This is a genomic window from Heyndrickxia oleronia (genome assembly GCF_017809215.1).
Classification (GTDB): Bacteria; Bacillota; Bacilli; order Bacillales; family Bacillaceae_C; genus Heyndrickxia; species Heyndrickxia oleronia.
This window is the reverse complement of record NZ_CP065424.1, coordinates 4,784,580-4,807,500: the sequence shown is the minus strand read 5'-3', so window position 1 is coordinate 4,807,500 and position 22,921 is coordinate 4,784,580. Positions and strand designations below refer to the sequence as shown.

At 34.6% G+C, this 22,921-nt stretch carries 24 protein-coding genes (1 of these 24 running past the window's edge); 19 read left to right on the top strand and 5 right to left on the bottom strand.

From position 1 onward, the window contains the following. The 3 genes in view from tsaB to tsaD are tightly spaced (at most 11 nt apart) and all read left to right on the top strand, a layout consistent with a single transcriptional unit that may run on beyond the window. A protein-coding gene (gene tsaB / locus I5818_RS24055) for a tRNA (adenosine(37)-N6)-threonylcarbamoyltransferase complex dimerization subunit type 1 TsaB (RefSeq protein ID WP_058006443.1) crosses the window boundary here: on the top strand, positions 1–32 show its final stretch. It extends 676 nt beyond the left edge of the window; 32 of the gene's 708 nt are visible here — the last part of the coding sequence; its start codon lies beyond the left edge, outside the window; it ends in the stop codon at positions 30–32. Positions 33–43: 11 nt separating this feature from the next. Beyond that, entirely contained in the window at positions 44–487 is a 444-nt protein-coding gene (gene rimI, locus I5818_RS24050; protein WP_139358170.1) for a ribosomal protein S18-alanine N-acetyltransferase, read from the top strand. Continuing rightward, positions 487–1,506, top strand: coding sequence for a tRNA (adenosine(37)-N6)-threonylcarbamoyltransferase complex transferase subunit TsaD (gene tsaD, locus I5818_RS24045; RefSeq protein ID WP_058006445.1), 1,020 nt, complete (start codon positions 487–489; stop codon positions 1,504–1,506). The genes rimI and tsaD overlap by 1 nt, the downstream gene beginning before the upstream one ends. A 536-nt stretch (positions 1,507–2,042) precedes the next feature. On the opposite strand, the gene I5818_RS24040 is transcribed toward tsaD, so the two are convergent. Beyond that, the gene (locus tag I5818_RS24040; protein WP_058006446.1) at positions 2,043–3,974 is read right to left on the bottom strand and encodes an ABC-F family ATP-binding cassette domain-containing protein; all 1,932 of its coding nucleotides are present in this window, start codon (positions 3,972–3,974) and stop codon (positions 2,043–2,045) included. Between the two features lie 126 nt (positions 3,975–4,100). Here I5818_RS24040 and moaC point away from each other — a divergent pair, with 126 nt between their 5' ends. The 4 genes from moaC to tatC all read left to right on the top strand — a co-directional run bounded on the left by moaC (position 4,101) and on the right by tatC (position 6,434). Next, positions 4,101–4,592 (top strand): cyclic pyranopterin monophosphate synthase MoaC, encoded by a 492-nt coding sequence (moaC, locus tag I5818_RS24035; RefSeq protein ID WP_058006447.1) that lies wholly within the window; start codon positions 4,101–4,103, stop codon positions 4,590–4,592. Positions 4,593–4,670: 78 nt separating this feature from the next. Continuing rightward, on the top strand, positions 4,671–5,330 hold the full coding sequence (locus I5818_RS24030; RefSeq protein WP_058006448.1) for a redox-sensing transcriptional repressor Rex: 660 nt from the start codon (positions 4,671–4,673) through the stop codon (positions 5,328–5,330). A 65-nt stretch (positions 5,331–5,395) separates the two neighbouring features. Beyond that, positions 5,396–5,584: a twin-arginine translocase TatA/TatE family subunit gene (gene tatA / locus I5818_RS24025; RefSeq protein WP_058006449.1), complete on the top strand. Its 189-nt coding sequence runs from the start codon at positions 5,396–5,398 to the stop codon at positions 5,582–5,584. A 94-nt stretch (positions 5,585–5,678) separates the two neighbouring features. Beyond that, a complete protein-coding gene (gene tatC, locus I5818_RS24020) occupies positions 5,679–6,434 on the top strand; it encodes a twin-arginine translocase subunit TatC (protein WP_078110627.1) in 756 nt (251 codons plus the stop codon). Between the two features lie 112 nt (positions 6,435–6,546). Here the strand turns inward: tatC and I5818_RS24015 are convergent, their stop codons facing one another. Together I5818_RS24015 and I5818_RS24010 are read right to left on the bottom strand one after the other, a co-directional pair. Further along, entirely contained in the window at positions 6,547–6,741 is a 195-nt protein-coding gene (locus I5818_RS24015) for a YdiK family protein (protein WP_058006451.1), read from the bottom strand. Next, positions 6,738–7,469 carry a CPBP family intramembrane glutamic endopeptidase gene (locus tag I5818_RS24010; RefSeq protein WP_071975592.1) on the bottom strand — a complete coding sequence of 244 codons (732 nt, stop codon included), beginning with the start codon at positions 7,467–7,469 and terminating at the stop codon, positions 6,738–6,740. Before I5818_RS24010 ends, I5818_RS24015 begins: the two co-directional genes overlap by 4 nt. A 310-nt stretch (positions 7,470–7,779) precedes the next feature. Between I5818_RS24010 and groES the strand changes: the two genes are divergently transcribed. The 5 genes from groES (at position 7,780) to I5818_RS23985 (ending at position 12,857) form a co-directional block, all read left to right on the top strand. Then, positions 7,780–8,064 carry a co-chaperone GroES gene (gene groES / locus I5818_RS24005; protein WP_058006452.1) on the top strand — a complete coding sequence of 95 codons (285 nt, stop codon included), beginning with the start codon at positions 7,780–7,782 and terminating at the stop codon, positions 8,062–8,064. A 149-nt stretch (positions 8,065–8,213) separates the two neighbouring features. Next, positions 8,214–9,845 (top strand): chaperonin GroEL, encoded by a 1,632-nt coding sequence (gene groL, locus I5818_RS24000; RefSeq protein ID WP_058006453.1) that lies wholly within the window; start codon positions 8,214–8,216, stop codon positions 9,843–9,845. A gap of 690 nt (positions 9,846–10,535) precedes the next feature. Continuing rightward, positions 10,536–10,877: a PadR family transcriptional regulator gene (locus tag I5818_RS23995; protein WP_071975584.1), complete on the top strand. Its 342-nt coding sequence runs from the start codon at positions 10,536–10,538 to the stop codon at positions 10,875–10,877. Beyond that, complete coding sequence (locus tag I5818_RS23990) at positions 10,874–11,386, top strand: DUF1700 domain-containing protein (protein ID WP_071975583.1); 513 nt, start codon at positions 10,874–10,876, stop codon at positions 11,384–11,386. Before I5818_RS23995 ends, I5818_RS23990 begins: the two co-directional genes overlap by 4 nt. A gap of 13 nt (positions 11,387–11,399) precedes the next feature. Then, positions 11,400–12,857: a serine hydrolase domain-containing protein gene (locus tag I5818_RS23985; protein WP_390883601.1), complete on the top strand. Its 1,458-nt coding sequence runs from the start codon at positions 11,400–11,402 to the stop codon at positions 12,855–12,857. Positions 12,858–13,188: 331 nt separating this feature from the next. Here I5818_RS23985 and I5818_RS23980 read toward each other — a convergent pair whose 3' ends face one another. Further along, the gene (locus I5818_RS23980) at positions 13,189–13,734 is read right to left on the bottom strand and encodes a TetR/AcrR family transcriptional regulator (RefSeq protein ID WP_078111379.1); all 546 of its coding nucleotides are present in this window, start codon (positions 13,732–13,734) and stop codon (positions 13,189–13,191) included. A 163-nt stretch (positions 13,735–13,897) separates the two neighbouring features. On the opposite strand from I5818_RS23980, the gene I5818_RS23975 reads away from it, so the two are divergent. After that, entirely contained in the window at positions 13,898–15,328 is a 1,431-nt protein-coding gene (locus I5818_RS23975; RefSeq protein ID WP_078111380.1) for a DHA2 family efflux MFS transporter permease subunit, read from the top strand. A gap of 228 nt (positions 15,329–15,556) precedes the next feature. Here I5818_RS23975 and I5818_RS23970 read toward each other — a convergent pair whose 3' ends face one another. Further along, positions 15,557–16,567 carry a DUF3231 family protein gene (locus I5818_RS23970; protein WP_235849853.1) on the bottom strand — a complete coding sequence of 337 codons (1,011 nt, stop codon included), beginning with the start codon at positions 16,565–16,567 and terminating at the stop codon, positions 15,557–15,559. Between the two features lie 784 nt (positions 16,568–17,351). On the opposite strand from I5818_RS23970, the gene I5818_RS23965 reads away from it, so the two are divergent. The 6 genes from I5818_RS23965 to I5818_RS23940 all read left to right on the top strand — a co-directional run bounded on the left by I5818_RS23965 (position 17,352) and on the right by I5818_RS23940 (position 22,917). Continuing rightward, positions 17,352–18,188 (top strand): flagella basal body P-ring formation protein FlgA, encoded by an 837-nt coding sequence (locus tag I5818_RS23965; protein ID WP_078110118.1) that lies wholly within the window; start codon positions 17,352–17,354, stop codon positions 18,186–18,188. A gap of 42 nt (positions 18,189–18,230) precedes the next feature. Next, positions 18,231–19,379: a CpaE/TadZ family protein gene (locus tag I5818_RS23960; RefSeq protein ID WP_078110117.1), complete on the top strand. Its 1,149-nt coding sequence runs from the start codon at positions 18,231–18,233 to the stop codon at positions 19,377–19,379. A gap of 34 nt (positions 19,380–19,413) precedes the next feature. After that, positions 19,414–20,790, top strand: coding sequence for a TadA family conjugal transfer-associated ATPase (locus I5818_RS23955; RefSeq protein ID WP_078110116.1), 1,377 nt, complete (start codon positions 19,414–19,416; stop codon positions 20,788–20,790). After that, positions 20,762–21,691 carry a type II secretion system F family protein gene (locus tag I5818_RS23950; RefSeq protein WP_078110115.1) on the top strand — a complete coding sequence of 310 codons (930 nt, stop codon included), beginning with the start codon at positions 20,762–20,764 and terminating at the stop codon, positions 21,689–21,691. The genes I5818_RS23955 and I5818_RS23950 overlap by 29 nt, the downstream gene beginning before the upstream one ends. A 4-nt stretch (positions 21,692–21,695) precedes the next feature. Then, a complete protein-coding gene (locus I5818_RS23945) occupies positions 21,696–22,634 on the top strand; it encodes a type II secretion system F family protein (RefSeq protein WP_071975575.1) in 939 nt (312 codons plus the stop codon). Between the two features lie 64 nt (positions 22,635–22,698). Further along, positions 22,699–22,917: a hypothetical protein gene (locus tag I5818_RS23940; RefSeq protein WP_058006696.1), complete on the top strand. Its 219-nt coding sequence runs from the start codon at positions 22,699–22,701 to the stop codon at positions 22,915–22,917. Positions 22,918–22,921 lie beyond the last annotated feature (4 nt).

The window sequence follows — 22,921 nt, the reverse complement described above, 5'->3', positions numbered from 1 at the left end:
ATTCCCAAAAAAGTGATGGGAAAAAAGAATGAGAAAAAGTATGATGGATATTCAATTAAGAAAAGCGACATTAGCAGATTTAGATGGAATTATGGAAGTAGAAGTACAATCATTTACCTTACCTTGGTCAAGAGAAGCTTTTTATAATGAATTTGTAGTAAACCATTTTGCTGTTTATTTTGTACTTGAGGATAAAGAAAGAATTATAGGCTATTGTGGAGTCTGGCTTGTTGTTGATGAAGCCCATATAACAAATATAGCTGTTCTACCGGAGTATCGGGGGCAAAAATTAGGAGAATTATTATTAAGAAGTATGATGGAATTCGCTAGTGAATCTGGAGCAAAGTCAATGACATTAGAAGTAAGGGTAAGTAATACAATTGCTCAATCCTTATATAAGAAATTGGGATTCTTCGAGGGTGGAATAAGAAAGAACTACTACTCTGACAACCAAGAGGATGCCTTAGTAATGTGGGTGAATTTATAATGAAAAAAGACTTAATTATTTTAGGGATAGAAACAAGTTGTGATGAAACAGCGGCGGCAGTAGTAAAGAATGGACGGGAAATTGTATCAAATGTTATTGCCTCACAAATAGAAAGTCATAAGAGATTTGGTGGAGTTGTTCCTGAACTAGCTTCACGACATCATGTGGAGCAAATTACTCTTGTGATTGAAGAGGCTTTGAAAAAGGCTGAACTATCCTTTGAGGATATTGATGCAATTGCAGTGACAGAAGGACCTGGGCTGGTTGGTGCACTGCTTGTTGGTGTGAATGCTGCTAAGGCTATTGCCTTTTCGAGAAATATTCCGTTGGTTGGTGTGCACCATATTGCCGGTCATATTTATGCAAACAGACTGGTAAAGGAAATGAGTTTCCCACTGCTATCACTCGTCGTGTCTGGTGGTCATACGGAATTGGTGCTGATGAAGGAGCATGGAGATTTTAAAGTCATTGGTGAAACAAGGGATGATGCAGCAGGAGAAGCATACGATAAAGTGGCAAGAACACTTCATCTTCCTTATCCTGGTGGCCCACATATTGATCGCCTTGCGCATGAGGGGGCAGCAACAATTGATTTACCAAGAGCATGGTTAGAAGATGATTCATATGACTTTAGTTTTAGCGGTTTGAAATCTGCAGTCATAAACACGTTGCATAATGCAGAACAAAAAGGGATATCTATCGATCCAAAAAATATGGCGGCTAGCTTTCAGGCGAGTGTGATTGATGTACTAGTGACAAAAACCTTAAAAGCAGCCAAGGAATTTAAGGTGAAGCAAGTTCTATTATCGGGTGGCGTAGCGGCAAATAAAGGTTTAAGAGAAGAATTAGAAAAAGCGTTCGCTCCAATAATGGATATTGAATTAGTTATTCCTCCACTAGTGTTATGTACTGATAATGCAGCCATGATTGCCGCAGCCGGAAGTATACTTTTTGAAAAAGGAAAACGAAGCCAGTATTCTTTAAATGCAAATCCAAGTTTAGATATAGAACATTTTTGAGGCATGTGACCACATGCTTCTTTTTTTAGTTCTTTTCTCAAATTTGTTGCTGTTCACTGCAGGACAAAAAGCCAGTTGGTCTTTTATAAAAGGAACAGTACAAAACAACCTTTATAGTAATGTAAAAAATAAATATGGAAAAAATTATCCACATGTGAATAAGTGGGATGCGAACAGTTGTTGTTGTGCACATTATGTGGATATCTTGTGTATAAGTTAATTGGCATGTGAATAAATAATTAACAAAATAGTATGTTTTCTGTGGATAATGTGTATAAGTCTGTTGATAATCTGATGAAACTACAAATAATAACACTTTTATATAAGAATAAATAATAAAAACCTGTGGATAATCATGTGGAAAAAGATATGGAGACAAGTTGTTAAGGAGAAATGATCGTTAATCTTTTTAGGAACTATGGTTCAATTTCAAGTAGTATGTATGACTGTTTAACTGTTAAAGATAGGTATAAAACAAGGATGTCTATAAGGAATAAGTTCCTTTAGACACCCTTTGTTTAATGTCTCCTCAATATCTATTCATTACTTTCTTCTATTTCGGCCCACTCAGACATTAATTCATCAATGTCGGTTTTGAGTTTTTCAATTTCATCGTTTATCTCAGTAACTTTTTCATGATCCTGATATATGTTAGGATCACATAATAATTCCTCTTTTTGTTGCAACTCATTTTCATATTGTTCAATCGTAGATTCGATCTCTTCAATTCTTCTTTTACGTTGTCTTTCTAGTTTTTTAGCCTCTTTATCTAGCTGATAGGATTGCCTTGCAGTATTCGGTTTATCTTCTACCAGTTTCTGACCTTCGTTTTTAAGTCTTTTTAATTCCAATAATTCCAGTTGCTTTTCAATATAATAATCATAATCTCCAAGAAACTCTGTTGTACCTTCCTTAGAAAGCTCAATCACTTTGGTTGCTAATCTGTTAATAAAATAGCGGTCATGAGATACGAATAGGATGGTTCCAGGATAATCAATTAAGGCATTTTCGAGTACTTCTTTACTATCTAAATCCAGATGGTTAGTCGGTTCATCAAGAATAAGGAAGTTTGCTCTTTGCATTAAAAGCTTGGATAATGCAAGTCTAGCTTTTTCTCCACCACTTAAGCTGGAAACCGTTTTAAGTACATCGTCTCCTGTAAATAAAAAGTTGCCTAATACAGTACGTATTTCTTTTTCATCTTTCAATGGATAGTCATCCCAAAGTTCATTTAACACTGTTTTATTGGATGTCAGATTCGCTTGTTCTTGATCATAATAACCAATTGTTACATTGGAACCATAAGAAATATTCCCCGATAATAGCGTTAGTTTTTTAATGATACTTTTTAGCAGAGTTGATTTCCCGACACCGTTAGGACCAACTAATGCAATACTATCGCCTTTTTTGATTGCAAGCTGGATCCCTTTAGCGATAATGTTGTCTTCATAACCAATTGCACCGTTTACCAGGTTTAATACCTCATTTCCACTTTGTCGTTCGATGTCAAATGTGAAATTAGCTGATTTTTCATCACCAAGAGGTTTATCCATTATTGTCATCTTTTCAAGCTGTTTTCTTCTACTTTGAGCTCTTTTAGTTGTAGATGCTCTTGCTAGATTTCGTTGTATAAAATCTTGAAGTTTCGCAACTTCTTCTTGTTGTTTTTCATATTGTTTGAAATCACGCTCATACTGTTCTGCTTTTTGAACTAAGTATTGACTGTAATTACCGTGAAATTTTTGTATAGAATGGCGTGAGAGTTCATAGACTTGATTAACTACTTTATCTAAGAAATAACGATCATGAGAAACAATTAGAATGGCACCGTCATATCCTTGTAGATACTGTTCTAACCAAGAGAGTGTGTCAATATCTAAATGGTTTGTAGGCTCGTCCAAAATCAATACATCAGGTTTCGTTAAAAGTAGCTTGGCAAGTGCTAGACGAGTTTTTTGACCACCACTTAGTGTTTCAATCATTGTCGAATAGTCAAAAGTATCAAAGCGTAAACCATGAAGCACAGAACGAATATCTGCTTCGTATTGATAACCACCAGAATCTTTAAATTTAACCTGTAAACGATCATATTCAGATAGTATTTTTTGATGGAGATCAGGGTTTTCATAGTAGGTAGGATCAGCGATTTTTTGTTCCAGTTCTCTTAATTGTGTCTCCATTTTTTGCAAATCTTTAAAAACAGTTAACATTTCATCCCATATTGATAATGATGATTCCAAACCTGTATTTTGAGCAAGATATCCGATTGAGACATCTTTTGGTTTCATGATCTCTCCAGAATCAAGAGATAGTTGACCAGAAATAATTTTTAATAAGGTGGACTTACCTGCACCGTTTCGTCCAACTAGAGCAATACGATCTCTCGTTTGAATTTCTAGCTTTATATTCGATAAAATAAGTTCAGCACCAAAATGTTTTGTTAGTTGTTGAACTTGTAATAAAATCATAGTTTTTTCACCTCATCTATATAGGTAGTTTAACTTATTGACGAGTGTTTCGGCAATGAAACACATTAATTAGATGAGGGACAATACCTATAAAATAGTGTATGATGAAGAGAGAGGTGTTTGAAAATGTCCAAGCTTACACATTTTAATGAACAAGGTCGAGCGAAGATGGTTGATGTAAGTGCTAAGCCTGAAACTATTCGAACCGCTTTTGCTACATCGAGTGTAGAATTAAGCCATGAATTATATCATTTAATTCATGATAATAAAATGAAAAAAGGTGATGTTTTAGCGGTTGCTCAGGTAGCTGGAATTATGGCTGCAAAAAAAACATCGGATTTAATTCCAATGTGCCATCCGATACTAATAAATGGAGTAAACATTGAGTTCGCTTGGGAACAGAAAAATGAACTTCAATATATCTTAAAGATCAATGCCACTGTTAAGACAAAAGGAAATACCGGTGTTGAGATGGAAGCTTTGACAGCAGCATCCGTATCAGCTCTAACGGTATATGATATGTGTAAGGCGGTAGACAAAGGAATTGTCATTGGACCAACATTTTTAGTAGAGAAAACTGGTGGCGTATCAAGCGCTGATTTTCAAAGGAATAGGTGAAACACTGAGCAAGTGAACGGTAAATTTACATGATATTTCCTTTTCGCTTATGTACTAGAGACTTATGGGGGAGTGCGTATGAATGAAGAGCAAATAAAGATACCTCAAGCAACGGCAAAAAGATTGCCACTTTATTATCGATTCCTGAAAAATTTACATTCATCCGGTAAACAGCGTGTATCATCTGCAGAATTAAGTGAAGCGGTAAAAGTAGATTCTGCAACTATCCGCAGAGATTTTTCCTATTTTGGGGCTCTTGGGAAAAAAGGATATGGCTATAATGTAAATTATTTATTGTCGTTTTTTAGGAAAACATTAGATCAGGATGAAGTAACAAAAGTAGCGTTAATTGGCGTGGGTAATTTAGGTACTGCTTTTTTAAATTATAACTTTATGAAGAATAATAATACAAAAATAGAAATTGCATTTGAGGTCGATTCTGATAAGGTGGGTAAAAAAGTAGGACAAGTACCTGTCTATCATTTAGATGAACTTGTTCCACGTTTGATCGAGGAAGACATCAGTGTCGTTATACTTACTATACCAGCAGAGGTTGCTCAAGGGGTTACTGATGAAGTAACTAAATCCAATGTAAAAGGTATATTAAATTTTACACCGGCTAGACTAAATGTACCTTCATCAATTCGGGTGCACCATATAGATCTAGCTGTTGAATTGCAATCATTAGTTTACTTTTTAAAGCACTATCCAAATGACACGGAAAATTCACAAGACTAACTATAATTAATAATGGATTCTCGTCACGAATTGCTTTATGATGATACTATGAGGAGGTGGGCTTGATGGGACCAGGAATTGGAAGTATTATTCTCATTGTCATTATAGCCTTACTAGTTTTCGGACCAAAAAAATTACCCCAATTAGGCAGAGCTGCAGGGGATACATTAAAAGAATTTAAAAATGCTACAAAAGGCTTAGCAGATGAAGAAGAAGATAAGCCAAAAACAGAAAGTAAAGATCAAGTAAAATAAATCTCGTTTTCTTAATACTAGGTTTTGGCATCTTTTCATTACAACAGAAATGATAGTAAGGAAAGAGTCTAAGTAAATGTTAGGATGAAATTATATGAGTCAAAAAGACATGACGATTTTTGAACATATATCTGAGTTAAGGAAACGACTGTTTGTTATAGTCGTTTTCTTTATCTTGGCTGTAATAGTGAGCTTTTTTCTATCACAACCACTCATACGCTATCTTCAGGAATCAGATTTAGCAAAAGAAATAACGATGAATGCTTTCCGATTAACTGATCCATTTAAAGTTTTTATGGAGATGACATTATACTTGGCGCTGGTGATTATTTTGCCTGTCATTCTCTATCAGTTATGGGCGTTTATTAGTCCTGGTTTGTATGAGAAGGAGCGAAAAGTTACATTAAGCTATATTCCCGCAGCGGTGTTGTTATTCTTAGCTGGAATAGCTTTTTCATATTTTATCTTATTTCCGCTTATCTTAAAATTTATGATGCAGCTTTCATCACAAATGAATATAAACCCAGTTATCGGTATAAATGAATATTTCTCGTTCTTATTTCAGATTACGCTACCTTTCGGGCTTTTATTTGAACTGCCGATTATTATTTTATTTTTAACACGTTTAGGTATAATTACACCGATGTTTTTAGCAAAGATACGAAAATATGCCTACTTCTTATTAATCGTTCTTGCTGCCTTTATTACACCACCGGATGTAATGTCACAAATTATTGTAGCAATACCTTTAATGATTTTATATGAAATTAGTATTTGGCTTTCAAAAATAGGCTACCGTAAATCAAAAGCGGCTGAATTGCGATATGAACTTGAAAGAGATTCTGAATAAAAAGAGATGTTCTTAAGTTTGATACTTATGAACATCTCTTTTTTAATTACTCTTGTAAAATCCTAACTGCATACATTAACAATTAGCGAGCAGTGATCATTTCACCTGCTTTTTATTTTTTCTGTTGGCTTTTTAGCTTAAAGTGCAAGGTGATTAGTCGAAATCCAGAGCCATAATCAATGGTTGCTAAAAAGATAAGCATATACGCAAAAAAAGACCAACCATTTATATTCACTTGCTGAATAGCAAAGAAAGTGAACAAAGTGCCTAAAAGGCAATATACTACCCCGGATAATAATGGTCTCATGTGAAAAATCCTCCAATAAAACTTTGATTCTCAATTAATTTTTGTATTTCTTCACGATTAGCAATTTGTGCAATGACAACTAGTGTATTCATCATAACATGAGCGGTAATAGGAACGATGATCCGATTCGTCATTTTGTAAAGAAATGCGAAAGTAAATCCCATGGCAGTATATAAAAGCAAATGAGTCATTTCCATATGGGCAAGTCCGAAAATAATGGAACTAATTAGAGCCGATAGAAAAAAGGATAATCGTTTATGTAATGATCCAAAAATCACCTTACGAAATACAATTTCTTCTAATATAGGACCAATTATAGAACTTACTAGGACAACAATTGGAAAGTTTTCTATAATCGTAACAATTCTTTGCGTATTTTCAGAACCAACCTTAATTCCAATCAACTGTTCTACAATGGAGGCGATTGCTTGAGCAAAGAAGGCTAAAAAGATTCCACCCACAGCCCATAGGATTGATTTCCCAGCAGACAGCTGGTCCTTTCTTTCAGAACGCTCTTTTCTTTCTGATTTCCTCAATAGGAGTAAAACAACTAAAAGACAGGCAAGAAAACTAAATACCATCCAAATGATTGGGGCCATTTTGATCATATAAGCTTTTGAAGCATGAAATCCGTTTACACCAATCTCATACACAATGGGGTTACCGATATAACCAGATAATTGCATGACAATATAAGCGATTAAGATAAATGCATACTCTTTTTTCACATTCATATATCCTTTCATGGTCTGTCCTAGTATCATAATTATCATTCTACTATTGAATATATATACGTTCAAATGTAAGACCTTTATTCTAGTATATGTAAAAAACTTTTTAATCTATGAATAGAAAGTAAATTAGTACATAAACTTAACTGTTTACATTTCTCAATAAAAAGAAATTTATAAAAAACTTACTCTTGAGACTTGCAAAAAGGCTTTAAATTAATTATTATAATAATTGTGTTAGCACTCATGAGTGTTGAGTGCTAATAATCATAAAAATCTACATAAATTTTTAAGGAGGTTGTTTCACTTGTTAAAACCACTTGGAGATCGCGTCGTAATTGAACTAGTAGAAACAGAAGAAAAAACTGCAAGCGGTATCGTTCTTCCTGATTCTGCAAAGGAAAAACCGCAAGAAGGTAAGGTAGTTGCTGTAGGTACTGGACGTGTTTTAGATAGCGGTGAGCGTGTTGCTCTTGAAGTATCTGAAGGCGATCGCATCATCTTCTCTAAATATGCTGGTACAGAAGTGAAATACCAAGGTAACGAATATTTAATTCTACGTGATACAGACATTTTAGCTATTGTACAATAGTTATTAACCATTTTCGTAAATAAATACTTCTTTTGAAAAGCCATGGCGCCCATATTGATAGGCGCCCTGACCGAGTAAAACTAATTTAAGTCTGAAGACTTTATTGAACTTCATAAACTTTTAAGAAAGAATCAAGGAGGTAATTTCAGATGGCAAAGGAAATTAAATTCAGTGAAGATGCACGTCGTGCGATGCTTCGCGGAGTTGATAAATTAGCAGATGCTGTAAAAGTAACACTTGGACCAAAAGGACGCAACGTGGTACTTGAGAAAAAATTCGGTTCACCACTAATTACAAATGATGGTGTAACAATTGCAAAAGAAATCGAATTAGAAGATGCATTCGAAAACATGGGTGCGAAGCTTGTATCTGAAGTAGCTAGCAAAACAAATGATGTTGCTGGTGACGGTACAACAACTGCAACTGTTTTAGCTCAAGCGATGATTCGTGAAGGCTTAAAGAACGTAACAGCTGGTGCAAACCCTGTCGGCATTCGTAAAGGTATCGAAAAAGCTGTACAAACAGCGGTTGAAGAACTTCAAGCGATTTCTAAACCAATCGAAGGAAAAGAATCAATCGCACAAGTTGCTGCTATTTCTGCTGCAGATGATGAAGTAGGACAATTAATTGCAGAAGCAATGGAACGTGTAGGTAATGACGGTGTCATTACAATTGAAGAATCAAAAGGCTTCACAACTGAATTAGATGTTGTAGAAGGTATGCAATTCGATCGTGGATATGCATCTCCATACATGGTAACTGATTCAGATAAGATGGAAGCAGTTCTTGAAAATCCATATATCTTAATCACTGATAAAAAAATTACAAGCATTCAAGAAATCTTACCAGTTCTAGAACAAGTTGTTCAACAAGGTAAACCATTATTATTGATTGCTGAAGATGTTGAAGGTGAAGCTCTTGCTACATTAGTAGTAAACAAACTTCGTGGTACATTCAATGCAGTAGCAGTTAAAGCTCCTGGCTTTGGTGATCGTCGTAAAGCAATGCTAGAAGATATTGCTGTTCTTACTGGCGGTGAAGTAATTACTGAAGATCTTGGTCTTGATCTTAAAACTGCAACAATTGATTCTTTAGGACGCGCAGCAAAAGTTGTTGTTACAAAAGAAAACACAACAATTGTTGAAGGATCTGGAGATTCTGCAAACATCTCTGCTCGTGTAAATCAAATCCGTGTTCAATTAGAAGAAACTACTTCTGAATTTGACCGTGAAAAATTACAAGAGCGTCTTGCTAAGCTTGCTGGTGGTGTAGCAGTAATCAAAGTTGGTGCAGCTACTGAAACTGAATTAAAAGAACGCAAGCTTCGTATTGAAGATGCACTAAACTCTACTCGTGCAGCAGTAGAAGAAGGTATCGTATCCGGTGGTGGTACAGCTCTTGTAAATGTATATAACAAAGTTGCTTCTGTTTCAGCAGAAGGTGATGTAGCTACTGGTATCAACATCGTTCTTCGTGCATTAGAAGAGCCAGTTCGCCAAATTGCACACAATGCAGGTCTTGAAGGTTCTGTCATTGTTGACCGCTTAAAGAAAGAACAAGTGGGTGTTGGTTTCAACGCAGCAAATGGTGAGTGGGTAAACATGATCGAAGCTGGTATCGTAGACCCAACAAAAGTAACACGCTATGCTCTTCAAAACGCAGCATCTGTAGCAGCAATGCTTCTTACAACTGAAGCAGTAGTTGCTGACAAACCAGAAGAAAATGCTGGTGGCGGAATGCCTGATATGAGTGGCATGGGCGGAATGGGCGGCATGATGTAATCTGCCCCTCGACCCTTTGATATATCAAGGTTTGTTGGTAAAGTGAGAGTGGTTTAAAAACATTTTGCTAACATTGAGGAAATTAACGGTGGCTTCTCAAAAGTTCATTGAACTTTTGAGAGGCTGCTTTTTTTATTTCTTTCGTAAAGTGGAGGTCCCCATTTTTCGTGATTTGATCTTAGCAAGAACAAGTCTATCTATGATTGGTTCGAGTTAAGCACACCAAGGTAAGAAGTGATCCGTGTATATGTCTAATTGAGTATAGTGTAAACTAGGATTTTGTCTGAAATCACCCACCTATTTTGGAAAGTCTGATAACGATAAGATACCCGCTTAGTCTACTAATTTTGCAATAGTAACTATCCCCTGACCATACAATAACTTCATCCCGAACATTTTTATTTTCCTTAAAAAATTTGCACCTCTATCAACAATGATTTTCCGTCATGATTTTCTAGTCTTCGGTGTGGCTAGCTGATATTCCAAAGTTTTATTCATGGGATTGAAATAGGTTATGGAGTTGCAATCGCATGGTTATTAATATTACACTCTTCACTTAGAAGTAAAAAACTGAAATTGGTAACAAAAACAAGTTAGGGGGCTAGTATTATTTAGCTTATTTCAATCTTATTAATTATTTCTCTCAAATATATACTTGAAAGAAGTATATATATTTGTTAAATTTATCCTATGGATAGAACAAGTTTAATTAAAGGTCACTTAGAGATGTGTGTATTATCGATTTTGTCAAAGAATAAGAGCTATGGTTATGAAATTATGAAGGAGCTTGAAGAACACAATTTAAAACTGAAAGGAGTAGGCAGCATTTATCCCATTTTAACAAAACTTAAAGATCAGGAATGGGTTAGTACTAATCGTGAAATGACGGAAAACGGAAAAGTTAGAGTCTATTATGAGATCAATGAAAAAGGGAAAATGCATCTTCAGAAAAAAATCAATGAGTGGTTGGAATTACAACAAGATATAAAATCCCTTCTGCAAAGTGGTTTGAAAGGAGATCATTTGGAATGAATATTAAATTGAACATGGCAGAACAACAATTTTTAAACGAAGTTCTCGAAGAGCTAAAGCAATATCATATTAGTTCAAAAGATAGAAGTAATATTAAACAGCAGCTTTTAGAACATATTCAGGAATCCCGTGAACTCGGGAAGGATAGTATAAAAGAATTAGGGAATTCTCACGAATTAGTCAAAGATTTTTTAGAGATTAATGGAATAGATCTTCATTCGGAAATAAAGCAGATACGAAAATCAAAAAGTAGAACAGGAATTTTATTTGTGATAGGATTCTTTACTTTAATTCTCAGCTATCTGGGCACTCAGCTAATATTTTCTATGTTTTTAGCCGAATCCTTTAACCCGCAAGGTACCAGCAATAGATTTTATTATAATATCTTTTTTCAAATTTCCAATAATTCATGGTGGAATTCCTTGTTAATGATCATTAGCATGTCTATTGCTTGTTTAGTTTCGGTGCTTGTAATTAAACTTTTTTTACGAAAAATAATAATTAGGTAAAATTACAATGAAAATGATAGCACCTATATCAAAATTTACATTAGTATGTTTAGTATTCATTTCGCTTATTTTATTTCTACCAATCTCACAAATGTCCGCAGAACAAGACCTCAAGAGCACACTTGATAGCTATATAAAAACCTTTTTAGAAAAACATCGAATTCCTGGAGCCTCTATCGCTATCGTTCATGATAATAATATTTTTTACGCCAAGGCTTGGGGGATAACGGGAGAATTTGAGGAAAAAGTAACAACTGAAACTCCCTTTACAATAGGTTCGATAAGTAAATCATTAACAGGCTTAGCTGTAATGAAATTAATTGAAGAAGGGACCGTCCGATTAGATGATCCGGTTCAAAAGTATATTCCATGGTTTTCACTTAAAGATAAAAAAGCAGCATCCCAAATAACAATTAAACATTTATTAACGCAAACCAGTGGGATTAGTACTTATACTGGCTTATCCATATCAGATAGAGAATCTAATGATTTGGACGCAATAAAGAAAAATGTAGAAAGTTTATCAGACGTGAAGTTGACTGCCGCACCTGGAGAAAAGCATCAATATAGTAATGCTAATTTTTCAATTCTCGGTGCTCTCATTGAAGAAGTTACAAATCAAACCTATTCTGAGTACATGGAGAAACAAGTTTTTACACCATTAGGAATGAAATATGCTGCTGCTGATTATAGAGCCGCATATAAAAAAGGATATGCAGCTGGTTACCAGTCATGGTTAGGATTCCCTCGAAATAGTGCAGTAACATATGATAACGGAGGCGCACCATATGGATACCTAACCGCAAGTGCAACAGACATGATCCAGTACATTAGGTTGCTTAGCCAGCGCGATAGTAATATTTTTTTAAGTGAAAAAACAATGAATCTATATTTGTCCCCTTATGTTCAAACTGGTGAACATCGATATTATGGTCTTGGTGTAAGACTCTCCAATCCAAACTCTAAAGATGAAATGATATGGCATTCGGGTTCTACTCCTGATTCACGTGCAGAAGTATTTTTTATACCAGAAACCGGTTGGGGAGGTGTGATTCTTACTAATAAGAATCATATTTTAGAAGAAGAGGGACTTATATACCTAAAACAAGGGATTATCAATATATTAAATGGAGATGAACCGTTGGATATACCTCAATCCAGTCCTATTGTTCAATTCATTTTAATAGGGATTATTGCCTTGCTCCTTGTAATGTCCATTTATCTGCTTGTAAAGATTAAGTCAGGAAAAACTCGTAAAACAAAGGTATGGTGCGTCTCCGGAATTATTCTATTAGTTATAGCTGTTGCTATAATTCCGTTACTAATCTATAGTACAGGATCTCCATGGCATACGATAAAAGTATTTGCTGCAGATATTGCATTATTAACTATAATAATGGTTATCTTGATGGGGTTAAACGGTATATTATCAATATATATTTCATTAAAAAGATCCAAGGAAGGCTTTTAGCAAAACTCGCTACTATCCATCTCGGCTATTATTTTTCATGCAAATTAATTAATCATATTTTGAAAATGGCGTAGTCGCAAAACAATGGTAAGGCAATCACTACTTACGGTTTAGGCCGTGAAGAGTTTCAAAACAACTGTAAAAAAACATTTGCTTGAAATTGCTAACCTTTTGTTAACGCATCCTTTAAAAAAACGGTAAATTATCGTTAAAGATGTTACCGCCCACAACATCTAAGATGAGGCTGCTCAAGAGTTCACTCAACTTTCGGGAGACCTCTTTTTTTTTTATCCTTTTTGTTCCCCATGTTTGAAATGGCCCAACTACATTCCTATTGTCTTTTAGTCATCCATACCGACATTTGTTGTGCAATAAATTCAGAGCTATGTTGTTTTCCGTCACGAATCCACCACATTATTATCCCTAGAATGGATGAGGCAATAATATCTTTTGAAACAGCATCTTCTGTTACTATTTTTTGAAGATCGCGTCTAGATTGAACGATATCCACAATAAAGTTATGGAGCTTTTTCTGAAATGCCTTCTCTTCGAATAACACTGCTAAAAACTTTCGATGTTGATAAAAATAATCCAAAAAGGCAAGCAACTGTTCATCTAAATCTACAGGTTGTAGTTGTAAAAGTGGTAATAATTTCTTTGACAGGTCGTCTAAAATATCATAAACGATATGCCTCATTAAATCTCGCAAATCTAAATAATGTAAGTAGAATGTGGCACGATTTAATTCAGCTTTTGCTGTAACTTTTTGAACCGTTAAATCCTGTAAATTTTGTGTTTCAACTAATAATGATATAGCAGCTTCTTTTAATAAACGCTTGGAACGAATGGCCCTGGGATCTTCTTTTTTTGCAGACATTTTTACACCTTCTTTGTCTATTAAGCTAAGAATTTTACAACACAATAATAGAAATTGTTGCATAATTGACATTACATTAAAAAATGTTGGTGGTTTCTGGATATAAAAGTTGTTACAATCAATTTTATCGTCAGAGTGTTGATAAAGTAAAGGGGAGGTCTATATGGTTCAACAAATAAATAAGAAAGTATTACTTTTCGTCTTGTTGCTCGGGGGTTTTTTATCCATTTTAAACCAAACGCTATTAAATATTGCATTAAGTGAATTTATGAAGATATTCGGTGTTGGTCCAACAACTGTGCAATGGCTAGCAACAGGATTCATGCTCGTTAACGGTGTATTAATTCCTGTAACAGCATTTTTAATGAAGCGTTTTTCAACACGTCAATTATTTATTAGCTCGATGCTATTATTGCTTTTTGGTTCTGTATTTTGTGCGATTGCAACAAGCTTTTCAGTATTATTAATTGGACGGATGATCCAGGCTGCGGGTGCAGGTATAATCATGCCGCTCATGATGAGTGTCGCTATGTTTATCTTCCCACCTGAAAAAAGAGGAAGCGCAATGGGTCTATTAGGGCTAGCAATGATTTTCGCACCTGCAATAGCACCAACATTATCTGGCTTCGTGATTGAATATGTATCATGGCGTTGGTTGTTTATTGGACTAATCCCACTAGTCGGGATTGTCATTCTATTAGCATTCAAATATTTAATCAATGTATCTGAAGGGTCGAAAGCAGATTTGGATGTACTTAGTGTCATTCTATCAACAATTGGTTTTGGGCTAGTTTTATATGGATTTAGTAAAGCTGGTAGTAACGGCTGGGGCGATGCGCTGGTGTTAACAACAATTATTGTAGGTATTATTGTGTTAGTGCTATTCACCATCCGTCAATTACGCTCAAGTGATCCATTCTTAAATGTACTTGTATTCAGAAACAAGACCTTTACAATGACGTCTCTCATTAATATTATTGTAACGATGATGTTATATGCTGATATGATTTTACTCCCTATCTATTTACAAGACGGTCGAGGATTTACAGCATTTGATGCGGGACTCCTCTTATTGCCAGGAGCCATCGTGAATGCGTTCCTATCTCCTGTTACCGGAAAATTGTATGACCGATATGGAGCAAAGCCACTATTTATTATTGGGTTAATTTTTGTCATTCCTTCAATGTGGGTGGTAACCGACTTAACAGAAACAACGACATATACTTTCTTAATGATTCGGACGATTTTCTTACGTATTGGTTTAAGCTTTATTACAATGCCACTGAACACAGCAGGTTTAAATGCTTTGCCACAAAAACTTATTACACATGGAACGGCTGTAAACAATACGGTTCGACAAATTGCAGGGGCAATTGGTACAGCGGTTGTCGTTACGATTTATACATCGAAAGCGACGGAATATGCTGGCAGTTTAGTTAACCAAGGTGTGACAGAGAGAATTAAGGAATTAGCTTCAATTTTTGCTTCGGGTGAATCCTACTACTTCATGATGGGGTTAGCCATTATTGCTTTAGTGATAACTTTTCTTACACCGATAAAAAGACCTATATCTGAAAAAGTAGAAGAGATATAAAAATAAATAGAAGCTTAAAATGATATCTAAAATTAAATTGACACTTGAATGTACGTCAAGTGTCAATTTAATACAGGGTTAGTACTTTCTATTTTAAATGTAGTAACATAAAAAATTGAGATCAAAATATATCTTTATGTATTTAATAAGATAGATTTTCCTATTAAATATTTGCTTAGCAATTCTTATTTGTTAATAAGGGAGCTATAATACTTATTAATCATACATCTACGTTAAGTCATTTCTATCAGCTGCTTCAGGTGGTCTTTCCATCCAATCATTTTCAATCATGATACTCATCGCATCCTCAACATAAAAGCCAACATCAAGAATAAAACGAGAATACATCGCGGCTAAATCTCTTCTTCCGTTTACTGAAATAGAATTCGCATAAGATCTTATTTTCATAGCAAACATATCGATCTTATGGAATAACATTAATCTGTCAGAAAACGGTGCATATGAAGAGGTACTAACTAAATGATCCAATAATGAAGGTGACGGTAAGTGATCCTTTGATAATTTTTGCGAGCATTTTTCAATATGTCTGTGTGTTAAATCTCTTCCTCGAATAAAAAAATCTTTTACCTTTTCATTTTTAGCTACCTGACTAAATCCAATCAGAAGGGCTTTACTTGCTACATCACTTTCTATATTATCATTTAGATGCGCTATCTCTAACGCATGAAGATTTCGCACACCTCCAAAAAATCCATTTAAATAATCATTAGACTTAATAATTTTAACTTTTTCTGGATTTGGAATAATGGAGGGCTTCATTAATAGCCCTTTCATATTTAGAATATTAATTACTTCAATTAACAGCTTTTCTGTAGAGTTAAGACAGAAAGAAAAAAAATCTCTCACATCCTGCCTTATTACCATAGGTATTGCAATAGAATAGAGGCTAAGGCCCGCTTTACCGGCATATTTCAAATAATAAAGATAAAATTCATCCTCAAATAGCTTGGGGGCACCTAAATTTACATCTTGTTCACCAAACCCCATAGGTACTGGGAAGTTATCCTGTATAAAAATCTTTTTACTTCTTTTTACCATTGTTTCACTTAGATTCAATGCATGATTTAGGACCTTTTTTATTTCTTTATCCTTCGTATGTAAAAGATAGTAAGTGAGGACCCTTATAGACATCGAATTTCCCATATATGTCGCCCACAGTTTTCCCATTTCAGCAGATGTTAATTTCTCATTTAAAGAGTTATCTCTTAACATTGTCATACACCACTCCAGGTAGAGTATTTTTAGTATTGTTTTTATCCATTTTAGTGAACACATGACGCTGTATGAATAATATGCACCTATAAGAATTTATTATACGATTTTTTAAATGAGGAATTATCTGTAATGCAGAATATAAGGCATACAAAAAATAACCAGATGGGTTAGGTGAAAATTCATTGTAAGATCAGTTAGAATATTAAGCTCGTAGGTGGAACGATATATTTCATTCTAACTATAAGACCATTCTTTTGACGAAAAGTGTAAAGGGATTTTTTAGTTTGTCTTAAAAGTTCCTCATTCTTAAAGTAACAATATAGTAAACAAAAAAACAGTAGAATTGTACTATAATTTGTAATATTTGAAATATCAATTCCGTAATTTTCCTTTTTTTCTCTCCGTAGTACCTAGTTACTTTATCTTTGTCCCATCCATTTCACCTAGTAAAAAATCCTAGTTTCGAAATACCCTTAGAAAAATAGTACCAGACACCATTCGACACCGTTTTTAGTGCGATTGACCGCTACAAAAACAGGTGGTAAATACTTATATATAGGAATATACTTCCACATAAACTATTAGCTAGTAGAAATTACAGTAAAAAAGACTTTCCTTATATATACCTATTATTTAAAAAATATCGCTAAAAGTTAGGATTCTTCTCGAAGAAAGGAATGTAAAAGCAATGGTAGTAGTTTGCTTTTTCCTTCATGATTATAAAAATCTATCATTACATATTCAAATGCGATTTACATTATTTAGGGAAAGGGAATGAGGTACGAGGATGTTGGAGTCAAAGAGAAGAGCCATAATATTTTTTATTTTATCTTTATTATTGGCATTAACAGCGGGTTTACTTGTGTTAAAAAAGGTTCAGGCAATAAATAATAATTTAGGAACAATGGTAAAAGTATATGTAGCAAAAGGGGACATCTCATCGCGCGCAATCATTACTCCTGAAAATGTAACCACAGATGAAATCCCAAAGAAATATTTAAAAGATTACCATGTGACAAAAACTGAAGACTTACTTAATAAAGTTGCTGTAGTGCCTTTATCCGATGGCGATATGATTACGAAAAATATTCTAAAGCAAGCATCAGCGGTAGTTGAGGAAAAAAATAGATTAGTCACTTTGATGCAATCAGATCGAGTCTATTTTGATGAACCATTAGAGGCTTTAGATCGTGTAGACATCATTGTATCAGAACGATTTTCTGGAAAAGAAGAAACAAAGTTCTTTATGAAGGATGTAAAAGTAGCAAGAGTTGCAAAAGAAAAAAGTAAATTTAAAGGGATTCAAGTAGAAATTTCCCAATCACTAGTCCCCGAATTAATACATATGCAGAATTACGCGGACAGTGTACGTATCATTAAGTCGAATGTAGGACAATCCAATGAAGCCGTACAAAGTCAATTGGAAGAGAATCAAGAAGAAATAAAAGAGAACCAAGCTTCTACTGAAAATGAAGCGAAGGATGAAAAAGATAGTAATGAAAAGCAGCAAAATAATCAATCATCAACAACTAAAGAAGATTCAAAAAAACAAGACCAATCTTCAAAGGCTAATATTCCAAATGAACAGGGGCAAAAATCTGAAAAAGGCGATGAAAAAAAATAATTTCAGGGTTATGAAGAGGACTGGGGTAAGGAGAGCAAAAGTATGGAGAAATCACAAAGAATTGTCATTATTGGAGAGGAAAATGATCAATATAAATTAGTAGCAGAAAGTATTACTGAATCCTTTGAAGTTCAATTAATTGAAACACGCTATGTTCGGAATGAAGTTAAAAAGCAGGAATTAAATATAGCTATATTATTGAATAGCAAAACAGAAAATCCGATAGATACAATTCACTATATGCGAAAAGAAAATCCTAACTTAACGATTCTTTTTATTCATGATTCACAAGACTTTGAATTATATAGAGATGTAATAAGAGCAGGGGCTACAGATTTTTTAGTTATCCCTGATGAATTGCCTTTATTGAATGATAAATTAAATAGCATGTTTTTACAAAGAAAGACAATGACAGAACTAGCTGCTACCTCGGGAACATTTCAGAGGGGGAGCGGTCAAGTCTTTGCATTCTATAGTGGAAAAGGTGGAAGTGGTAAAACCTTTTTAAGTTCATTGTTTGCTCAAACATTGAAATTAGAATCAACTGCACAGGTACTATATATAGACTTAAATCTTCAATATGGAGGAGCGGAAACGTTTCTTGGTATGGAAAGTAGTCGCTCAATCATTGATTTGAAACCAGTTATTCGAGAAATAAATGAGCATCATATACGCAATGTAGCAGAAAAAGAAACGCATTCAAAACTTGATGTACTATTAAGCCCACGTGATGCGGAATTAGCAGAAAGTATAGATTCAGAATTCATTGAGAGCCTATTAAAGGCATGTCGTAGGAGCTATGATTTTGTCATTGTTGATATTCCTTCATATATGGATGAGGTAGGGGCAGCTGTTTTAGAGGATGCTGATCGAGTATATTATGTGATGACTTTAGATACACCGGCAATCAAGGGATTAAAACATGTAGAAGTACTATTTCAACGATTAGGTATTATTACAAATGATCGCATGGATATTGTGATTAATAACTCAGGTAGTGAAAACGAGTTAACAAAGAAGGATTTAGAGAAGTTTGTTAAATATCCTATAACTGCTCAAATACGCAGAGATGCAAAAGGCGTTCTTTCAGCAATAAACCAAGGGAATCCTATACGTAAGGAACCAAAGGAAAAGAAGCTGATTCCTGCTGCAAAGGACATACAAAAATGGGTAACCTCGATGTTGAAATAATGGCCAATTTCTTTATAAGAAGGGGGAAATGAACATGTCTTTATTTCGACGGAAAATCGATCGGCCAGAAGTAGAGGAAGCTATATCCGATGTGAATGTTCAACCATTTAACCCATATATTGATCAGTTAGTGGAACATTATAAATCTAGGTTATTGACAGAAACGAATCTAGAAACACTAATTAGTCTAGCAGAAGGTGAGAAGCGGTTAACTATTGAAAGATTGATTAATCAGTTTTTATCGGAGGAAAAAGTAGTTATTCCACGTACAGATAAGGAACTACTTTTAACTAGATTAATAGATGAAAGTGTGGGCTTTGGTCCACTTGAACCCTTTTTAAAGGACGATGAAATTACGGAAATACTAGTCAATGGACCGGATGAAGTATTTATTGAAAAAAGCGGAAGATTAGAGAAAGCAGGAGTTAAATTTAGAGACGAATCACATGTTAGACATATTATTGATCGCATTGTTGCTCCATTAGGAAGAAGAATTGATGAAAGTTCACCGATGGTTGATGCCAGATTACCAGATGGAAGCCGTGTAAATGCTGTTATTCCACCGATAAGCTTGAATGGAACCCTGATCTCGATCAGGAAATTTAGAAAAGTACCTTTTGAGATGGTGGATTTAGTTGAAAATGGAACATTAACAGAGGAAATGTCTTTATTTTTAGAGGCCCTTGTTCAGGTAAAAATGAATATTCTTATTTCTGGAGGGACAGGGAGTGGTAAAACTACATTATTGAATGCAGTAGCAAAAGCTATTCCTGAGTATGAACGGGTTATAACGATTGAGGATTCTGCAGAATTAAGACTAAATCGAGCAAGTGTTGTTGGATTAGAAGCTCGGCCACCCAATGTTGAAGGGAGAGGGGATGTTACCATACGTCAGTTGGTTAAGAATGCACTTCGTATGAGACCCGATAGAATAATCGTTGGGGAAGTACGTGCTTCAGAAGCTTTTGATATGCTACAGGCGATGAATACAGGACATGAAGGATCATTAACAACTGTCCATGCGAACTCACCAGCAGATGCAATTAATCGTGTAGAAGGTATGGTTGTGATGGCAGGAATGGATTTACCGACACATATTATTCGTGAATACATCGTTGGTGCGCTTGATTACATCATTCAAGCCGATCGTTTAAGTGATGGAACACGAAGAATTACTAATATATCAGAAGTCTATGTGGATGAGAATAATAAAATACAAGTCCATGATATTTTTAGATTTCAAAGAACAGGCATCAATTCTAAAGGGCAAATTCAGGGGATATTCACTGCAACAGGTACGATTCCTAAATGTCTCGAACGATTTACGATCAATGGTATTCAAATGGATCCAGCTATTTTCGAACCAAAAGGGGGGATTGTTTATGAGTACAGCAGTGTCCATCCTGTATAGCCTGGCCGTCTTATTCCTCTTGTGGGCATTTTATATTTATCTAGGATATCGTTCAAAAAAGCGGGCATGGGGAAATAAAGTGAATGAATGGTTCCCTGAGGAAAAAAGAAAAAGCTTTATTAGTGTGGTCGGTGACCGATTTGATCAATCAAAACAAGCAGAGGCCCTATCCAATAAATTGATTGGTGCTAATGTGCCACTATTACCATCAGAATATTTGGGAATTCATTTTTTAGGTTTTTTTATCCTGTTCATTTTATTAGGGAAATTTTTTAAAACTTCAGCAAGTATAAACATACTTATTTCAATAGGTATTCTAATAGGTGCCCACTTCCTTATGTTCTATTTGAGAAAAAATAAGTACGAGGAAAGGTTTAATGACCAATTATCAGATATATGTAGATTACTAGGAAGTGCAGCAAAATCTGGATTGACTATCAGCCAAGGAATCGATTTAGTCTCTAAAGAGATACCAGCACCAGCTGGTAAAGAATTCAAAGGAATATCCAATCAGTTAAAGCTCGGGGTTCCTTTAGAAATTGCTTTACGATCAATCCAAAAAAGAAATAAGTCTCGCGATTTTCAATTATTTATTTCAACCATCCTTATTCAAACGAAAACCGGAGGTAATTTAGCTGCAACCTTGGAAACCATGTCCAATACGTTAGAAGATAGGAAAATACTTAATCAGACTATTAAGACGATGACATCTGAGCAAAGATATGTATCATTTATTGTTCCTGCTTTGCCAATCTTTATTCTACTAGTAATGAATAATGTGGTGGATGGATTTACAGATCCATTGTGGACATTACCAGGAATTATTATTTTAATATTATTCCTTTTAGGAATTATCATTTCGTTTATTCTCATAAGAAAAATCTCTGATATAAAGGTGTAAGTGTATGGATGCTCTTATTATATTAATGATCATTTTATTCTGGTTTACTATTTGGATGGCTATTCGTCATTATTACGTATTTTCTAGAGAAAAGCGTGAGCTGCTTGAGCATATTTCAGATGTAACCTATACAGATGTTTTTGAAAAGAAAACAAAAAAGAAAAATCGACGAGGCCTGCTTATTCAGAAGCTAACTAAATATGCGGAAGATTTCTCAGATTTAGGACAGAGAGTCAATTTTTTTAGCGAAAATCATGATGTGGAAAATTGGTTGAGAAAGTCAGGTAATTCTTACAATCTAACTGTTGAGCGATTTCAGGGATTGAAAATCTTTTTACTTATCGTTGGATTCTTTGTAGGAGTGTTATCCCTAATTATTGGTTTGCCATTTTCACAATACTCAATTATATTTCTGCCGATTTTAGGTTATTTCTTACCTATTATAATCGTACGTAATCAAGCAAAAAAGAGGCAACAATTGATTAGAAAGGATTTACCTGACTTTTTAGATACGATTAGTACTAGTCTTCAAGCTGGTATTAATCTAGATCAGGCATTGAGGGAGGTGATTCGTTTTTTCGATGGACCTCTAAGAGAAGAATTTTCTCGATTTAATTATGAAATTGAATTAGGCGTCCAGAGAGAAACTGCTTATCGGAATCTGTTATCGAGAAATGATAATACTGAGTTTCAGAGTCTTATCAAGTCACTTATACAAGGTCAAAACTTAGGGGTACCTATTGCTACGACGTTTAAAATTCAAGCTGAAGATATGAGAAAACTGAGAGAAGAACAAGTGAAAGAATTAGCAGCGAAAGCCTCACCGAAAGTGACACTAGTAACAACATTTATTGTTGCACCTGTTTCGATATTGATGATTGCCGGACTAATGATATTAAACATGATATATGGGGAAAATAGTATTTTTAATATGCTTCAATAATCTAGCAATCTTATTAAATTGTAGTACTAATAAAATACAGATAAAAAATGTGGAGGATGACAATATGAAAAAATTAAGGGCTTTTTTATTAAAGACAAATATGAGATTTAGTAATTTGGTGAATAACCAAAAGGGTTCACAAACACTTGAATGGATTGGTATTGCTGCTGTTGTAGTTATTGTAGTTGGATTAATCTCAACGGCATTCTCTTCAAATACTGAATTTGGAACGACTGTCCTAGATAAATTTAAAGGCTGGATTGAAAAAATGGGAGGGGAATAATTTT

Excerpts from the sequence above, each read along its gene's own strand:
- rimI (WP_139358170.1), top strand. The coding sequence starts at position 44 with ATGGATATTCAATTAAGAAAAGCGACATTAGCAGATTTAGATGGAATT.
- tsaD (WP_058006445.1), top strand. The coding sequence starts at position 487 with ATGAAAAAAGACTTAATTATTTTAGGGATAGAAACAAGTTGTGATGAA.
- I5818_RS24040 (WP_058006446.1), bottom strand. The coding sequence starts at position 3,974 with ATGATTTTATTACAAGTTCAACAACTAACAAAACATTTTGGTGCTGAA.
- moaC (WP_058006447.1), top strand. The coding sequence starts at position 4,101 with ATGTCCAAGCTTACACATTTTAATGAACAAGGTCGAGCGAAGATGGTT.
- I5818_RS24030 (WP_058006448.1), top strand. The coding sequence starts at position 4,671 with ATGAATGAAGAGCAAATAAAGATACCTCAAGCAACGGCAAAAAGATTG.
- tatA (WP_058006449.1), top strand. The coding sequence starts at position 5,396 with ATGGGACCAGGAATTGGAAGTATTATTCTCATTGTCATTATAGCCTTA.
- tatC (WP_078110627.1), top strand. The coding sequence starts at position 5,679 with ATGAGTCAAAAAGACATGACGATTTTTGAACATATATCTGAGTTAAGG.
- I5818_RS24015 (WP_058006451.1), bottom strand. The coding sequence starts at position 6,741 with ATGAGACCATTATTATCCGGGGTAGTATATTGCCTTTTAGGCACTTTG.
- groL (WP_058006453.1), top strand. The coding sequence starts at position 8,214 with ATGGCAAAGGAAATTAAATTCAGTGAAGATGCACGTCGTGCGATGCTT.
- I5818_RS23995 (WP_071975584.1), top strand. The coding sequence starts at position 10,536 with ATGGATAGAACAAGTTTAATTAAAGGTCACTTAGAGATGTGTGTATTA.
- I5818_RS23990 (WP_071975583.1), top strand. The coding sequence starts at position 10,874 with ATGAATATTAAATTGAACATGGCAGAACAACAATTTTTAAACGAAGTT.
- I5818_RS23985 (WP_390883601.1), top strand. The coding sequence starts at position 11,400 with ATGATAGCACCTATATCAAAATTTACATTAGTATGTTTAGTATTCATT.
- I5818_RS23980 (WP_078111379.1), bottom strand. The coding sequence starts at position 13,734 with ATGTCTGCAAAAAAAGAAGATCCCAGGGCCATTCGTTCCAAGCGTTTA.
- I5818_RS23975 (WP_078111380.1), top strand. The coding sequence starts at position 13,898 with ATGGTTCAACAAATAAATAAGAAAGTATTACTTTTCGTCTTGTTGCTC.
- I5818_RS23970 (WP_235849853.1), bottom strand. The coding sequence starts at position 16,567 with ATGACAATGTTAAGAGATAACTCTTTAAATGAGAAATTAACATCTGCT.
- I5818_RS23965 (WP_078110118.1), top strand. The coding sequence starts at position 17,352 with ATGTTGGAGTCAAAGAGAAGAGCCATAATATTTTTTATTTTATCTTTA.
- I5818_RS23960 (WP_078110117.1), top strand. The coding sequence starts at position 18,231 with ATGGAGAAATCACAAAGAATTGTCATTATTGGAGAGGAAAATGATCAA.
- I5818_RS23955 (WP_078110116.1), top strand. The coding sequence starts at position 19,414 with ATGTCTTTATTTCGACGGAAAATCGATCGGCCAGAAGTAGAGGAAGCT.
- I5818_RS23950 (WP_078110115.1), top strand. The coding sequence starts at position 20,762 with ATGAGTACAGCAGTGTCCATCCTGTATAGCCTGGCCGTCTTATTCCTC.
- I5818_RS23945 (WP_071975575.1), top strand. The coding sequence starts at position 21,696 with ATGGATGCTCTTATTATATTAATGATCATTTTATTCTGGTTTACTATT.
- I5818_RS23940 (WP_058006696.1), top strand. The coding sequence starts at position 22,699 with ATGAAAAAATTAAGGGCTTTTTTATTAAAGACAAATATGAGATTTAGT.